This is a genomic window from Gluconobacter japonicus, from assembly GCF_015244665.1.
Classification (GTDB): domain Bacteria; phylum Pseudomonadota; class Alphaproteobacteria; order Acetobacterales; family Acetobacteraceae; genus Gluconobacter; species Gluconobacter japonicus.
Window position 1 is genome coordinate 517,322 of record NZ_JABCQN010000002.1, and the last position, 14,751, is coordinate 532,072.

At 57.9% G+C, this 14,751-nt stretch carries 12 protein-coding genes and 1 riboswitch; of the genes, 6 read left to right on the forward strand and 6 right to left on the reverse strand.

Annotated elements, in window-relative coordinates; genetic code table 11:
- Positions 1 to 4: 4 nt before the first annotated feature.
- Complete coding sequence (locus tag HKD32_RS05785) at positions 5 to 2,380, reverse strand: TonB-dependent receptor (RefSeq protein WP_061931985.1); 2,376 nt, start codon at positions 2,378 to 2,380, stop codon at positions 5 to 7.
- 84 nt (positions 2,381 to 2,464) lie between these two features.
- Positions 2,465 to 2,600, reverse strand: a riboswitch (TPP riboswitch).
- Positions 2,601 to 2,982: 382 nt separating this feature from the next.
- On the opposite strand from HKD32_RS05785, the gene HKD32_RS05790 reads away from it, so the two are divergent.
- Both HKD32_RS05790 and HKD32_RS05795 read left to right on the forward strand, forming a co-directional pair.
- Complete coding sequence (locus tag HKD32_RS05790; RefSeq protein WP_209436212.1) at positions 2,983 to 4,212, forward strand: MFS transporter; 1,230 nt, start codon at positions 2,983 to 2,985, stop codon at positions 4,210 to 4,212.
- Positions 4,209 to 4,802, forward strand: a complete 594-nt coding sequence (locus HKD32_RS05795) for a YdcF family protein (protein WP_194257679.1) — start codon at positions 4,209 to 4,211, stop codon at positions 4,800 to 4,802. The genes HKD32_RS05790 and HKD32_RS05795 overlap by 4 nt, the downstream gene beginning before the upstream one ends.
- On the opposite strand, the gene HKD32_RS05800 is transcribed toward HKD32_RS05795, so the two are convergent.
- A complete protein-coding gene (locus HKD32_RS05800) occupies positions 4,796 to 6,055 on the reverse strand; it encodes an AGE family epimerase/isomerase (protein WP_061931987.1) in 1,260 nt (419 codons plus the stop codon). The genes HKD32_RS05795 and HKD32_RS05800 overlap by 7 nt on opposite strands.
- A gap of 150 nt (positions 6,056 to 6,205) precedes the next feature.
- On the opposite strand from HKD32_RS05800, the gene rpe reads away from it, so the two are divergent.
- From rpe to HKD32_RS05820, 4 genes are all read left to right on the forward strand, one after another.
- On the forward strand, positions 6,206 to 6,880 hold the full coding sequence (rpe, locus tag HKD32_RS05805; RefSeq protein WP_010504064.1) for a ribulose-phosphate 3-epimerase: 675 nt from the start codon (positions 6,206 to 6,208) through the stop codon (positions 6,878 to 6,880).
- Entirely contained in the window at positions 6,880 to 8,565 is a 1,686-nt protein-coding gene (locus HKD32_RS05810; protein WP_061931989.1) for a heparinase II/III family protein, read from the forward strand. The genes rpe and HKD32_RS05810 overlap by 1 nt, the downstream gene beginning before the upstream one ends.
- Before the next feature lie 10 nt (positions 8,566 to 8,575).
- Positions 8,576 to 9,694 (forward strand): glycosyltransferase family 4 protein, encoded by a 1,119-nt coding sequence (locus HKD32_RS05815; protein ID WP_061931991.1) that lies wholly within the window; start codon positions 8,576 to 8,578, stop codon positions 9,692 to 9,694.
- 118 nt (positions 9,695 to 9,812) lie between these two features.
- A complete protein-coding gene (locus tag HKD32_RS05820; protein WP_194257680.1) occupies positions 9,813 to 11,039 on the forward strand; it encodes an SMP-30/gluconolactonase/LRE family protein in 1,227 nt (408 codons plus the stop codon).
- 18 nt (positions 11,040 to 11,057) lie between these two features.
- Here HKD32_RS05820 and HKD32_RS05825 read toward each other — a convergent pair whose 3' ends face one another.
- Genes HKD32_RS05825 through tyrS form a run of 4 tightly spaced genes read right to left on the reverse strand, consistent with a single transcriptional unit; the run spans position 11,058 to position 14,671 of the window.
- Positions 11,058 to 11,663 carry a response regulator transcription factor gene (locus HKD32_RS05825; protein WP_010504055.1) on the reverse strand — a complete coding sequence of 202 codons (606 nt, stop codon included), beginning with the start codon at positions 11,661 to 11,663 and terminating at the stop codon, positions 11,058 to 11,060.
- The gene (locus tag HKD32_RS05830) at positions 11,660 to 12,784 is read right to left on the reverse strand and encodes a sensor histidine kinase (protein WP_194257681.1); all 1,125 of its coding nucleotides are present in this window, start codon (positions 12,782 to 12,784) and stop codon (positions 11,660 to 11,662) included. The genes HKD32_RS05825 and HKD32_RS05830 overlap by 4 nt, the downstream gene beginning before the upstream one ends.
- The gene (locus tag HKD32_RS05835; RefSeq protein WP_194257682.1) at positions 12,781 to 13,395 is read right to left on the reverse strand and encodes a hypothetical protein; all 615 of its coding nucleotides are present in this window, start codon (positions 13,393 to 13,395) and stop codon (positions 12,781 to 12,783) included. The genes HKD32_RS05830 and HKD32_RS05835 overlap by 4 nt, the downstream gene beginning before the upstream one ends.
- A 25-nt stretch (positions 13,396 to 13,420) precedes the next feature.
- Positions 13,421 to 14,671 carry a tyrosine--tRNA ligase gene (gene tyrS, locus HKD32_RS05840; RefSeq protein ID WP_062017388.1) on the reverse strand — a complete coding sequence of 417 codons (1,251 nt, stop codon included), beginning with the start codon at positions 14,669 to 14,671 and terminating at the stop codon, positions 13,421 to 13,423.
- Positions 14,672 to 14,751: the final 80 nt, after the last annotated feature.

Sequence of the window (14,751 nt, forward strand, 5' to 3'; positions counted from 1 at the left end):
GAGTTCAGAAGCCTGTGGACGCTGTGAACAGCGCTGCAAAACCGCCGCCGATATAATAACTCGGGGCGCTCCCACTGATCGTGCTGCCGTAAATACCGGTCGTGTCCTTTGCATTCAGGGTTGGGCTGGCAACGCCGGACAGGGAGCGCTCATTCGTGATGTTGATGAAGTTCAGGCGCAGGGTTGGTTTGTGCAGACGGGACACATCGCCGAAGCGATAGCCGACGGAAATATCGCCCGTCGTGCGGTCTGACATCCGCTCATCATTCATGAATGTTGCATACTGGTGGCCGGTGTAATGCAGGGTGGCCACGCCGAAGATATGCCCGTCATCGTAGCTGATACCAGCCGCGGCCTGAAGGGTCGGGCTTCGAACGGCAATTTTGCCTTTGGTCGTCAGAAGGTCACCACCTGAGGCAATGTTGTTATCAATGGTGGCGTGCAGGTACTCGCCAGAAACATAGGGGCTGAAATGGTGCCAGGGACGGAGACCGATTTCCACATCCACACCACGGGACGTCTGGCCTCCGGCGTTCATGGTCGTCTGGATGATGGAGCCGTTCTGGGAGGCCAGTGTTGAGATCTGGCGGTTGGTGAAGTTATAGTTGAACAGCGTCAGGCTGCCGATGATCCATTGTCCTGTGCGGCGATATCCCAGTTCTTCTGAAATGGAATATTCGTTGCGGACGTCTGCGCTGCCTGTCGTCGCGAGTGCGCCAGAAGTCGGGTCGTAGGTGTTGTAAAGCGCCGTCTGGTCTGGCGCGCGGAAATTAGTCGTGGCGTTGAAGAAGATCTGGTTCTGCTCATCAATGCGCCAGCGGACGCCAAGACGCGGCAGAGGCTCCATGCTGTTTGACGCCACATGATACTGGGGGCCGGGGACATTGTTCGTGCCGTACCGGCTCATCATGACGGCCTTGAAACCGGCTTCGATGGTCAGGCGATCATGCAGGAGCGAGATGTGATCGCCCACATACAGAGCATTGGTCTGGGAAATGGTGTGGAAACTGCCGCCCAGCAGTTTCTGCCCGTTCGCAAGATGGATCAGGCTACTGCTGTTTTCCGCCCAGATATCGCCTGACGCACCAGTAGCGGAAACAGTTGTGAAGGGCTGCTGCTCGTTGTCGTCTCCGTAATCGTACCAGTAACCGAGGACGAAATCGTTCCAGCCTGTTTTGTAATGCAGGGTGGAATTGAAGCCGGAGCGATAACTGCGTTGGGTGTAATTGGCGCGAACGACAGCGGTTCCATCCTGTGCATTGGGGAGCGTGAGCGTGTCACTCAGGGGCTGCGTGCCGTTATAGAGACCGGTTTCCGTTAAAGTGGAGCCGGCGGGGACATTGCCATAAGCGAACTGTGCGTAGGGTGTGACGTCCAGCGACAGTTTGTGCGTCAGGTGCAGATGGACGGGTGCGCCTGCATAAAAAGTGCGTTCCGGGGCGCGCCACAGACGCCAGTAATTGACGGCATTGTCTGCGTTGGACGCGTCATAATGGCCAGCGAGATTGTTTGCGCCATGGATACCATCGGCTTTCCAGCTTTCCATCGTTACCTGCGGATAATAGCTGGTGATGGTTGTATTGAAGGAGCCAATGAGACTGGCACGATTGCCTTGCCCCCAGTCCTTCAGGAATTTGAAATCGACATGCTGGCGTTTGTCCCGTCCCGGTCCGCGCCAGTTATCGCTGGCGCTGTGGGAATAGGACACAAAGCCACGAATGCCGGAATTTCCGATATTGCCCGTTTCAAGGCGGATGAATTCGCGGTTGGTGTCGAAGGAGCCATAGGAGACGCTGGCGAACCCCCCGGCTTTCTGTGACGGATCGAGAAAGGACAGGCTCATCAGCCCACCGGCAGCGTTCAAAACCGGGCTATCCAGATCGGCCGAACCTTGGGCGAGCGCGACCTGACTGTAATTCTCGCTGTCAGCGAACTGGCTCGGATAACCGGAATAGTAGGCGACATCGTTCAGCGGCGTGCCTTCAAGCACATAGCCGATGGCGTCATTGTTCAGGCCGCGCACGGTCAGGTTGGTGCTGGGCGAAAAGCCGAACGGATCGGAGGTGGCGACATTGGCTCCGGGCAGCATGGAAGCGAGCTGATAGGCCGTCGCCATCGGGGGCTGCTTGTCCATGTAATCGCGGCTGACGGTGCTGATGGAGCGCACGCTGTTTTCCGGCCGGATCAGGCCTCCGCCGGGCTGATGTCCGGGCGCGCTGTCAGAGATGCGGTGAACGGTAATGTGCTCGGTTTTCGGAGCACTGGAGGCAGGTGGGGTGAGGGCTGTGGTGTCAGCCGCGCGCACCGTACCGGCACAGACGGTCAGGCCGAGCAGAACGACAGGGACGGGATGCGGCCTGTATGAAGATCGGTTGCTCATGAATGTCGTGTCCCGCCTGCAAAACTGGCGATCCCATCGTGCAGGGTGGGGGCGACGAGAGACACCGAAAATCCAGCTTATGGATCTGTCAGGAGCCACCATCCCTCCGCCAGCATGAACTGGATCAGGTTCGATGGGTCACTGCGCCGGTCTGCCCCGAAACGGAACACACCCTCAGCAGTCTCTCAGCCCTTATGGCAGGGCACCCCAAGGTGATGCAGCACTCCATTCATGGGAGGCGGGGCAATGTCAATATTTTCCGTACTGGAGAGGGTATCAAAGCTTCGGGAAAAAGCGTGAAGAGGGGTTTTTGGCGGAATGCGCGCATCAGGTTTTAGAGAAAAACAAAAAAACCTCATATCAAAAAACTGTGGATAGCGAGGCTGTCCGTCATTGTGAGTATTCGAAGGTTGATTGTTTTGCCTGTCAGAAAACAGACGTTTGTTCCAGGATCGGGATAATTCGCATCATTGTTGAGTTACAACCGTGTTGGAGACGTTATTCGCTGGAATAACCCTCGACATCCAACAGAAGATTCCTGACAGTGGGTGAATGCCAGTCTGTCCGTCTCTCTGCCTCTTTTTCAGTCTGGAGTGTCGCCTGTGACCGGTGGCGCTTTCCGGTCTCTGGGACGCCCCAACTATCGTATCTGGGCCTGTGGAGCTGTGTTCTCCAACATTGGGACGTGGATGCAACTCACGACCCAGGACTGGCTGGTTCTGACCGAACTCACAAACCATGATGCCATGGCCATCGGTATTGTCATGGCCCTTCAGCTTGCTCCGCCACTGTTACTGATCCTGTGGACGGGTCTCGTCGCGGACCGGGTGGAAAAGCATAAATTCCTTTTGTTCACGCAAGCGGCCTTGGGAACGCTCGCCGTCGGGTTAGGGCTTCTGGTTGTAACGGGAGCGGTCCGACTCTGGCAGGTGGACTTGTTCGCATTTCTCAGCGGGTGCGTTGCGGCGTTTGATAGTCCGATCCGGCAGACATTTGTTGGAGAGCTTGTCGGCGAAGAAGACCTCCATAACGCGGTTGGCATCAATTCCATGTCCTACAATGCAGGGCGAATGGTAGGGCCGGCTGTTGCAGGGTTCTGTATTGCGGAAGTGGGGTCCGGCTGGTCGTTCATGGTCAATGGCCTGTCATTTTTCGGCGTAATGGTTTCGCTCCTGTTTATTCGCAGGGACAAGCTGTTCCGTTTTGAACGCGCAAAGAAGAATGAGCGGAATGCCCTGACAAGCGGTTTACGTTATGTCTGGGCGCGGGAAGATCTTCGCACCATTCTGGTGATGCTGTTCATCATCGGGGCATTCGGGCTGAATTTCCCGATTTTCATTGCAACAATGGCTGTCAGTGTTTTTCACGTTGGAGCACATGGTTATGGTGTTCTGAATTCCGCAATGGCGATCGGGACAATCCTCGGCGGTTTTCTGGCAGCACGGCGGATGAATGCGGATTTTGATGTCTTGCTGAAGGGTTCTGTGATTTTCGGTGTGGGCTGTCTGTTTGCTGCTCTGGCGCCGACTTACTGGATCTTTGCGCTGGCGCTTATTGTTACCGGAATGTCGTCTCTGACGTTTACAGCGACCAGCAACAGCTTCATGCAGCTCTCCAGTGAGCCTGCAATGCGCGGTCGTGTGCTGGCGATCCGGTTTGCCATCTTTGCCGGGGCATCGCCATTCGGCGCGCCTGTTGTTGGGTGGGTGGCGAACCATTTCGGGCCGAGATGGTCTCTGGGCGTAGGAGCGCTGTCCGGGTTTATGGCTGCCGCTGTTGCGCTGCTCTATATCATGCATGTGCGTCGGCAGCAGGGTGAGACGCAGTCGTGAGGCGCTTGTCAGGGAAACTCGCGCTGGCCGTTTTGTGCGGGATATGTCTTGTGCTGGTCGGGTGGTGTTCCGTCGTGGCATGGGTCGGCGTCCGGGCTTCTGTGCAACCCGCCGAAATGGCTATCATTTTCGGAACGGCTGTGACCGATCAGGGAGTGCCAAAACCAGCCCTGAGGGATCGGCTTGAGACTGGGTTGGAGCTGTGGAAATCCCGTCATGTGCAGACACTGATGGTCAGCGGAGCGGTCGAGACTGAAAACCATCAGGATGAAGCTGAAATCATGGCGCATTGGCTGGAAGCGCATGGCGTGCCCGCGTCAGACATTATTGTTGATTCCCGGGGCAATAATACCTGGCTGACAGCGTTGCATGTGGCTGAGGAGGCTCCCAATGGTGCAATCGTTGTCTCGCAATGGTTTCATATCATGCGGGCTGAATGGGCGTTGCGCCATGCTGGCGTGACAGGTGTTTCCGGCGCGTATCCTGCGAAGTTTCGCCTCCCGGAACTCTGGTATCTGTTTCGGGAGGCTGTAGCGCTGCCAGTGTATGCCCTCACAAAAACGCCACCTTCCAGAGATACGCCTCAGTAAGGAACGCCGATCTGCTCGATGGCTGTGGCGAGAGACGGTGACAGAGGCATCATGGGGGCCAGTGTTGACTGATAGGCGTGATACAGATCGCCTTTGCCCTTGTAGATATGCTCGGTGGGTTCGCCTTCAGGGCTGACTTCGTTGAACCAGCTTCCGAAATCGCGGTCGATCAGGGTCGTATCAATGTAATCCCAGATCGTTCTGTACCAGTGCTCGTAATGCGGATTGCCGGTGCGCTTGTACAGGTTGATCGCGGCCGTCAGAGCTTCGGCATGTGCCCAGTGAACGCGGGATCGGACGTGAGGTTTGTGTTCCCAGTCGATCGTATAGACCATGCCGGGCAGGCCATCGACGTTCCAGCCGGTTTTCATGCCGGTTTCGAACAGGGCCTGCGCATCATGGAGCATCCAGCCGGGGGCTTTTTCGCCCCGACGCAAAAGAGCAGCTTCCAGTTTTACGGTCAGATGAGACCATTCGACGAAATGTCCCGGCGTCATGCCATAGGGGCGCAGATCGTCTGTTGGCTTGTCCTCATGATAATTACGCAGAAGATCCCAGTTCCGGTTGAAATGCTCGGGCATGGCAAAGCCCTGCTGGGATGCCAGTTCATGAACGAAGCGCGTGACGATCCGGAGCGCACGGTGCAGCCACTTCACGTCTCCCGTGACATCCGCCAGCGCCATGAAGGCTTCGGTGGAATGCATGTTGCTGTTGGCGCCGCGGTAGTTCTCTTCGTCTGACCAGTCGTCTGCGAAACTCTCGCGCATGACGCCTTCGTCTTCGGACCAGAAATGTGTTTCGATCTGATGAATGGCATCCTTGAGGAGCGTGTTTGCGTCTTCCACACCAATCAGAACGGCAGACGAGGCGGCCAGCGCAACGAAAGCATGGAGATAAGCCTGCTTGCGGTCATGGGGGCGGTCCGCAAAATGGTTCCAGCCGCCGTGTTCCTGATCCCGGAAGGAGGTCATGAGCGCGTTCACACCATGAGCAACCAGAGGCGCACTTCCCGGAATGCCCTGAAGTTCTGCGGTGGAATAGGCATGGACACAGCGGGCTGTAAGGGTAGCTTCCGGTTTGGCGCCTTCTGGTAGATGCCCTTCCAGATCCAGTCCGGCAAAGCCGCCGTCGATGCAGCCTTCTTTGCTGAAATCGAGCAGTCTGCGCCCCTGCATTTCCAGCCACGCCCGGTGGGACGGACGGCGGATCCAGGCGTCCCGGCTTAAAAGGATCGGAGAAAGGCGGTCGGACATAAAAACTCCACACTGCGCTTGTAATCATCAGACAGTGTCAGTGAGGACGCATCAGCCGCCGCCGGGTTCCGGAGCGACTGTCGCTCACGAACACGCGGGCACGTACGGAACTGTCTTGCGTCTGGAGTTTGCTTTGCCGATACATAGATCATGACAGAACGATCCCCGATCATTGTCGCCCCCAGCCTGCTGGCTGCCGACTTCGCCCGTCTTGGAGATGAGATTGCATCCATCTCCCGTGCGCCCTGGTTGCATCTGGATGTGATGGACGGTCATTTCGTGCCGAACATCTCCTTCGGCCCGCCGGTTATCGCTGCGTTGCGAAAGCACACGGACGCGAAGTTCGATGTGCATTTGATGATTGATCCGGTGGACCCGTATCTGGAAGCCACGGCAAAGGCCGGTGCGGATCACATCACGGTGCATGTGGAAAATGCCCCCCATGTGCATCGGACGCTCCAGACCATTCGGGCTCTGGGGTGCCGCCCGGGAATCGCGATCTGCCCGGCAACGCCGCCGGAAGCACTGTCTCAGGTTCTTGATCTGGTGGACATCATTCTGGTCATGACCGTGAACCCGGGGTTTGGCGGTCAGAGCTTCCTCGAAAGCCAGCTTCCAAAAATCCGCACACTGTCCCGCATGATTGAAGACAGTGGGCGGGATATCGTTCTGGCTGTTGATGGCGGAATTGACCCGACGACCGCGCCGCGGGTGGTGGAAGCCGGAGCGACGATGCTGGTCGCAGGGTCTGCGATCTTCGGAAAAGCGGATCGCGATGCCGCCATTCACGCCCTTGAAGGTCCATTCAAGGAAGACAGCGCCTGATGCCCATTAGTCGCTGGATCAAGGACGCAAAGCTTTCATTCGCACGTTTGCCTGTTGGTGGGGCCGCTCTTGAGGGGCCGGTATATGTTTATCGTGACCCGTGGAAAGGGGATGCCGAGCAGGGCGCCCGCCTTGTCGCGGGTCGTTTCCGGTTTGATCGTCAGGACTACGATCTGCCCCGTGGCAAGTGGGAACGCGGTCCTTGGCCGGAACCTGCAAAACAGTGGCTGCATAGTTTTTCGTGGCTGCGTGATCTTCGTGCCCTTGGCAGTGACGATGCCCGTTTGACGGCGCGTGCGCTGGTTGCCGACTGGCTGTCTCATGCGCCGACCGATCCACTGGTAAAAGACGCGTGTGTGACCGGGGCACGTCTGTCGTCCTGGCTTGCCAATCATGAGTTCTGTCTTGCTTCTGCGGACCGGAAACTTCAGCAGAAGCTGATGGAACGAATGCTGGTGGAAGGGCGGACCATCGCAGCCCTTCTGCCGCTGGAACCTCAGGGCTGGCGGGCTCTGACGGCTCTGCGTGGCCTTTTGGCGGCAGCACTGGCCATGCCGGATCATTCCGGCTTCATGACGCGGTTTCTGCGGTATCTGCCCTCCGAAATCGAGCGTCTGATCCTGCCGGATGGTGCGGTGATCGAGCGTTCACCGGAAGCGCAGTACCAGACAGCCCGCGAACTGGCGGAAATGTCCGTCATGTTCCGTACGGCCCATTCCAGTGTGCCTCCGGTTCTCGATATGGCGTTGGATCGGGTCTGTCCGGTTTTGCGGGCCATGCGTCATGGGGATGGTGGTCTGGCTGTTTTTAATGGTTCTGGCGAGCGCTACAGCGCGGCGGTGGAAGATGTTCTGGCTCAGGGATCGCGGCAGAAGCTGATTGCTCCCGCTATGCCGCAGGGAAAATTCACCCGGCTGGCATTGGGGAAATCCCTTCTGATTGTTGATAACGGTGTACCTGCTCCTGCCGGATATGACCGCACAGCGCATGCAGGGACATTATCTTTCGAGTTCTCGAACCAGCGACATCGTCTGTTCGTCAACTGTGGCAGCGCGCAGACAGGTGCATGGGAGCAGGCTTTGAGGGCCAGTGCCTCTCATACGGTACTGGTCGCGGATGGTCTGTCCTCTTCAGATTTCGGTCCGAACGGGCATGTAACCCGTCGCCCGGCGCACGTTACCTGCGAACATCAGACCAGCGGCGAGGCGCACTGGCTGGATCTGTCCCATGATGGATATCATCCACCATTAGGTGTGAAATGGACGCGGCGTCTATATCTGGGAGCAGATGGCGAGGACCTGCGCGGACAGGAGGTGCTCGAAGGTGAGCGTGAAACACCTTTTGCCATGCGGTTTCACATTCATCCGGATGTGCGTGTCACGCGAGATGATGAGGACATTATTCTTCAGGTCGGGGGCATGATCTGGCGGTTCCGCCAGAAGGGCGGGATGCTGCTGCTGGAAGATGACGTCTATTTGGCGCGTGGCCGACGGGAAGCGACGAAGCAGATTGTGATTGCCTCGCTTCGGAAGGTGGTTCCGGTTGTAGAAAAATCCGAGACGCACGGGTCAGAGAAGCAGGAAGACGTGAAGTCAGATGCGCTCAAACCTGAAACCCCGCCCACCAAACCGCTACAGACCGTCTCGCAGACAGTGACATGGTTGCTGGAACGCATCCCGGAATAAAGGTCGCTTTGTGAAAATCCTCGAAATCACGAATGTTGATTTCTCCCTGAGGCAGTTCCTGTTTCCGTTGATGAAAGCCCTGCGCGACGCCGGACATGACGTTCAGGGGGCGTGTGCAGAGGGGCCTCATCTGGCTCCTGTGCGCGCTGATGGGTTCGTTGTTCACGCGGTTCCGATGGCGCGGTCCCTGTCCCCAGTGGCGCAGTTTCGGGCGTTTGTGGCGCTTGTCCGGCTGATCCGGCGGGAAAAGCCCGATGTCGTGCATGGACATATGCCAATCAGCGGGATTTTGGCCCGGTTTGCCGCACGGATCTGTGGCGTTCCGATCATTGCCTATACCTGCCATGGCTTTCTGTTCAATCAGCCCGGGTCATTGTCACGGCGTTTGCTGTCTATTGTTCTGGAATGGGCGGCGGGGCGCATTACCACGCTTTACATGACCGTCTCTGTAGAAGAGGCGCGGGATGCGCGACGGCTGCATTTGAACAGCCACCCTCTTGCAATCGGGAACGGGCGCGACCCGCAGCGTTATCGCGCTGATCCGTTGGTTCGCGCGCGCATCCGCAAGGAACTGGGTGTTCCGGAAGATCGGCCTGTCGTGATCGTGGTATCCCGTCTGGTACGTCATAAAGGCCACCCGGAGCTTCTGCGGGCCATGGAAGATGTGCCGGGAGCCGAGTTGTGGGTCGTGGGTGAGCGCCTGCCGTCCGATCATGGGGACGATTTAGGCCCGGCTTTTGAAAGAGCCCGAGAGCATCTGGGACACCGTTTGCGGATGCTGGGGTATCGGGAAGACGTTCCGGACCTGCTGGCTGCGGCGGATGTGTTCGCATTGCCAAGCCATTTCGAAGGTCTGCCCATGTCCGTCATCGAAGCGATGCTGACGGAACTCCCAGTTGTTGCGACGGATGTACGTGGCCCGCGGGAGCAGGTCGTGGACGGGCAAACCGGGTATCTGGTGCCGCCGGGCCTGTCTGCGCCACTCGCTCGGGCTCTGAGGTCTCTGACCCAGGATCTGCCAATGGCTCGCCTGATGGGGGAACGCGGGCGCCAGCGTGCCGTCGCGTCCTATAGTGAAAAGCGGATTATGGAACGGGTCGTGCGGTTGATCGAAATCGAAGGGCAGTAGGAAACGACATCCACCGTTTTGTAAAAGTCTTTGGTATTTCTCGGTTCTTTCGAAATATTGATTTCCGCTCTTCAGAAAAAGCATCAGAATAGAGGCGTTCTCTCTGGAGTTAGGAACAATGTCTGAAGGAACGAAGGTTCAGACTGAAGATAAAAGCCGGTCTGGTCTTTCCCTGGCACGTCGGCAGGTCCTGTCTGGTGCTGCCGGATTAGCCTGTCTGGGGGCGATCAAAGCCAGGGCAGCCACCATACCGGGGACGGTCGAGCCACCGAGTGTTGTCAGTCAGCCCCCACGCGCCTGGGGCCCAAAAGCGGGGCCAGGTTACCTGCCGGACCCGGACGTTATTGCGATTGATCCGTCTTTCCGTGGTCTGACGTATTTTGCTGCGCCAATCCGCCGCGTGTGGGATCAGGGCGGTTGGCTGGAAGGCCCCGCATGGAGCAGCGAAGGGCGCTTTCTGGTTCTGAGCGACGTTATTCGCTCCCGTGCGCTGCGCTATATCTGGGAAACGGGAGAGATCACGGATTTTCGTCCTGATGGCTATGCGGCCAATGGCAACTGCTTTGATTTCGACGGTCGGCTTGTTGTCTGCGAAGACTTTTTCCGGCGCGTGGTGCGGTGGGAACATGACGGGAGCGTCAAGGTTCTTGCGGACAAGTTCGAGGGGAAGGGGCTGAACTCCCCCAATGATATTGTGCCACATCCTGATGGAAGTCTGTGGTTTACCGATCCCGGATACGGAACGAACATCACAGAGGGACATGCGGATGAACCCGGTGGACCGACCAATCCGGACGGTAAAATCCGCTGGAACATTGGCCGTGAACTGACAGGCGAAATTGGCGGAACGAAACGCCAGAGTGACCATGTCTTTCGCATTGCGCCCGATGGAACGCTTCAGGCGGTCTTGCAGGAAAAAGACCTGCTGGACCCGAATGGTCTGTGTTTTTCCCCGGATTACAAAAAGCTCTACATTGTCTCGACGCCCAAAGGGCCAGGGCAGAAGGTCGGCGGCGATCAGGCGATCCACGTCTATGACGTGAAGGGTGACGGCCTGTCCAACGGACGTATTTTTGCGGATATGAAGCTCAATGGCGCACAGTTGAACCCGGATGGTATCCGTGTGGATGTGTTCGGGAATCTGTGGTGCGGCGCGTCCGGTCCGCTTGGCCTGTGCGGGGTGTTTGTTTTCAATCCGGCTGGTAAGCTGATTGGGCGTATCCGGCTGCCGCAGGGCTGTTCGAACCTGACCTTTGGAGGCCCAAAGCGCGATCATCTCTTCATGTGTGCGGCGGGATCATTATTTGTGCTTCAGGTTGGCGTACAGGGGTTTGCGCCGTCCTGAAAAGAGAGGCGGCTGGCGTCAGAGCCAGCCGTTCTGCCTTGCGATGCGTCCGGCTTCGATCCTGTTCCGGGCATCCAGCTTTTGCACGATTTCCGAGAAGTAATTGCGGACGGTTCCAGCTGAGAGGGACAGTTCTTCGGCAATGTCCTTGTTGGTCCGTCCTGCTTCAGCCAGACGCAACATAGACCGTTCCCGATCTGAAAGTGGATCGGGCAGCGCATCCCAGACGGCTTCTGCCAGATCGGACGCGATGGCCCGCCCTCCTGCGGCAACTTTGCGGATAGCGTCCGCCAGTTGTGTGATTGGAGCGTCTTTCAACATGTAGCCGCGTACACCTGCTTGAAGGGCGCGGCGCAGATAACCCGCCCGACCAAAGGTCGTCACGATCATGACGCGGCTGGGAAGCCCCTGTTCACGGATCTGCTCGGCCAGTTCAATGCCGGTCATGTGCGGCATTTCGATATCTGTGATGATGACGTCCGGACGCAGGGTCTGGGCCAGTTGCAGGGCCTGTTGGCCGTCTGCCGCCCGTCCGACGATCTGCATGTCTTCTTCTAGGCCAAGAAGAGCTTCGAACGCATCCAGAAGCATAGCCTGATCTTCAGCCAGAATAAGACGGATCATGGGGTGATACTCGCTGTCAGTCGAAGGCCACGGGAGGTGTGGTTGAGCATGAGGGAGCCGCCCGCAGCGGCAAGGCGCGTTCTCATGCCGCGAAGGCCGTTGCCTTCCTGCGGAGGAAATGGGGCTCTGCCAGACTGCTGCGCACCATCATCTTCAATTCGGATGGCACAGGGCTGGCCAGCGGCATCGCAATCAAAACTGATGATGCAGTGTCGGGCGCCCGAATGGCGGATCACATTCGTCACGGCTTCACGCAGTGCCATGGCGAGAACGCTGCTTTGCGGGTGGTCTGCCAGATGGTTGTCATGATGGACGGTCAGGGTGATGGACGCAGCTTCGAGGGCTTTGCGGGCATGCTCGAGTTCATGTTGGAGGGAGGCGCCATTCATTCCGGTGACGGCATCCCGAACATCCTTGAGAGATGTTCGGGCAATCTGCGTAATATCCCGAAGTTCCCGTCTGGCACGGTCGGGTTGTGTTTCAAACAGACGGTTGGCCAACTCGGCCTTGACGGAAATGACAGTCAGGGAATGTCCCAGAAGGTCGTGCATATCTCGCGCAATGCGTTCGCGCTCGGCTGTAGCGGCCAGTGTGCGGATTTCGTGCTGGGCCTTGCGGAGCTGAAGGTTCTGCATGCCAAGCTTCCACTGCATCCATGTGCCGATATAGGTGATGATGCTGAAAAATGCGCCGAAGGCTGCATGGAGCATGGATTTGTTTTGCAACCAGACAAACCCGAAAAGTGCGGCCTGAAGGCCAAGGATCGTCAGAATAGCCTGTCGGGGGCGCTGGAAGCAGGCGCACATGGCCGTGGCATAGATGTTGAAGACCAGCCAGTCCGCCTCTGTCCAGGACGTGGCAAAGCCCAGTAATGCCGTCAGAACAATTTCGGGGAGACCGTAGTAGCGGTCGTCCCTGTAGGGGGCGAAGTAGAGCAGCAAAAAGACGGCGAGGGCGCCGATAGAGAACAGGACGGCCGGAATGGTGGCTGATCCGTGGATCAGCCAGGGAATGGGATAAATCAGCAGATAGACGAGATAAGAGACCCGATACCGGTTGAAGCTCGGCCAGTTGTCTTCCTTGTTGCCGGGAAGAGGAATGAAGGTCTCTGGTGCCATCATGAGGGCAGAGCGTTCCTTGACGGGACGGAAAAGGTCCCGGAATTGCGCAGACGCAGGACAGACCCGACCCAGATTGCCAGCGCGGTTCCGAACCCTGCGACTTCAAGATGTAGCGGTTCTGGCAGTAGGAAAGAAAGAGCGGAGATGCCGACGATCACACCGCCTACAATGATATGGACCGGCTCCTGCATGGCCCGGCCCATCGGGATGTAGGACAGGCCGATAATGCAGCCGAGGAGCGGGTAGAGCAGTTCGGCGTGATGGGCAGAGCGGACAGCCGTAATCATAACCGTAATCGCGACGATACGCATGATCTTGACCCGCCTCAGAAGGGCGGCATCCTTCACACCTTCCGGTCTGCACTGGATCAGGTCACGATAGGCAAATCCCGCCAGAAGCATCAGGCTGATAACGGCAAGCGACGCTACCATGATGGGTTTTGGAAGATGGGCGGCTGTGGCGCCGCGCGTGGCCCAGATCGCTGCGAAGGCCAGACCCGCGGCGTCTGTGAAAAGGGCTTTCCAGTTCTTCTGACGTGTCATGACCAGGGACTCCATTGTTCCGGAAAGAGTATGACATGCGCCATGATCCGGAACAGTGAAGGTGGTCATGAAGACGTCATGACATCTGTCAGATTCAGACAGGCCGGATAAGAATATGCTTCTTTTTGCCGGAAGACACTTTCAGCGTGCCTTCACGCAGGTCATCGAGCGTGAAGACCTGATTTTCGTCTGAAATGACAGCGTCATTCACACGTCCGCCACCGCCACGGATCAGACGACGGGCCTCGCCACCGCTGGCAGCCAGACCGGCTTCCTGAAATACGCGGAAGGCTGGAAGGCCTTCTGCCAGCATGTTGGCGGGAAGATCGACTTCCGGCAGGGCGGCCGTTGCGGAGCCCTGTTCGAAGACCTTGCGTGCCGTCTCGGCAGCCTCTTCCGCGGCGATGCGACCATGGCAGATGGCGGTCGCTTCCGTAGCGAGGATTTTCTTGGCTTCGTTGATGTCTGCGCCTTCAAGCGCACCCAGACGCTCACATTCTTCAACCGGCAGATCCGTGAAGAGCTTGAGGAAACGGCCGACATCGGCGTCTTCCGTGTTGCGCCAGAACTGCCAGTATTCGAAGACGGAGCGCTTTTCGGCGCGAACCCATGTGGCGCCCTGCGCGGATTTGCCCATCTTCACGCCGGACGACGTGGTGACGAGAGGTGTTGTGAGACCAAAAACCTGCTTGCCATCTGTGCGGCGTGTCAGGTCGATACCGGCGACAATGTTGCCCCACTGGTCCGATCCGCCCATCTGAAGCACGGCACCATGGCGGCGGTTCAGTTCACGGAAATCGTAGGATTGCAGGATGGAGTAGTTGAACTCCAGGAATGTCAGGCCCTGCTCACGGTCCAGGCGCTGCTTCACGCTCTCGAAAGACAACATGCGGCTGATGGAGAAATGAACCCCAACATCCTGCAGCAGGTTGATGTAGGAGAGCTTGTCCAGCCATTCCGCATTGTTCGCGAGGATTGCACCGCTGGATGGGTCTTCATCGTTGAAGGTGATGAACTGGCGCAGGGACTGTTCGATCCCGGCGATGTTGTGCGCGATGGTCTCGTTCGTCATGAGCGAACGGGCCTCGTCACGGAAGGACGGATCGCCGATCTTGGCCGTACCGCCACCCATGAGCGCGATCGGGCGATGACCATGCTTCTGGAGGAGGCGCAGCGCCATGATGGACATGGCATTCCCGACATGCAGGGAGTCAGCCGTTGGATCGAAGCCCACATAAGCGGTGATCGGTCCAGCCTGCATGGCGGCATCGAGGGCATCGAGGTCGGTGCACTGGAAGATCAGGCCGCGTGCCTGGGCTTCGAGAAGGAACGGACTCTTTGGCATGGATCGGTCTTGTTGCTGCACTGTCTGAAGAGAAGGGACGGATTGTCTATCATAACATCTGCAAAAGCACGACTGCGCGC

Coding starts and splice junctions, on each gene's coding strand:
- tyrS (WP_062017388.1), bottom strand. CDS start 14,671: ATGCCAAAGAGTCCGTTCCTTCTCGAAGCCCAGGCACGCGGCCTGATC.
- HKD32_RS05830 (WP_194257681.1), bottom strand. CDS start 12,784: ATGATGGCACCAGAGACCTTCATTCCTCTTCCCGGCAACAAGGAAGAC.
- HKD32_RS05825 (WP_010504055.1), bottom strand. CDS start 11,663: ATGATCCGTCTTATTCTGGCTGAAGATCAGGCTATGCTTCTGGATGCG.
- HKD32_RS05785 (WP_061931985.1), bottom strand. CDS start 2,380: ATGAGCAACCGATCTTCATACAGGCCGCATCCCGTCCCTGTCGTTCTG.
- HKD32_RS05820 (WP_194257680.1), top strand. CDS start 9,813: ATGTCTGAAGGAACGAAGGTTCAGACTGAAGATAAAAGCCGGTCTGGT.
- HKD32_RS05835 (WP_194257682.1), bottom strand. CDS start 13,395: ATGACCACCTTCACTGTTCCGGATCATGGCGCATGTCATACTCTTTCC.
- HKD32_RS05800 (WP_061931987.1), bottom strand. CDS start 6,055: ATGTCCGACCGCCTTTCTCCGATCCTTTTAAGCCGGGACGCCTGGATC.
- rpe (WP_010504064.1), top strand. CDS start 6,206: ATGACAGAACGATCCCCGATCATTGTCGCCCCCAGCCTGCTGGCTGCC.
- HKD32_RS05810 (WP_061931989.1), top strand. CDS start 6,880: ATGCCCATTAGTCGCTGGATCAAGGACGCAAAGCTTTCATTCGCACGT.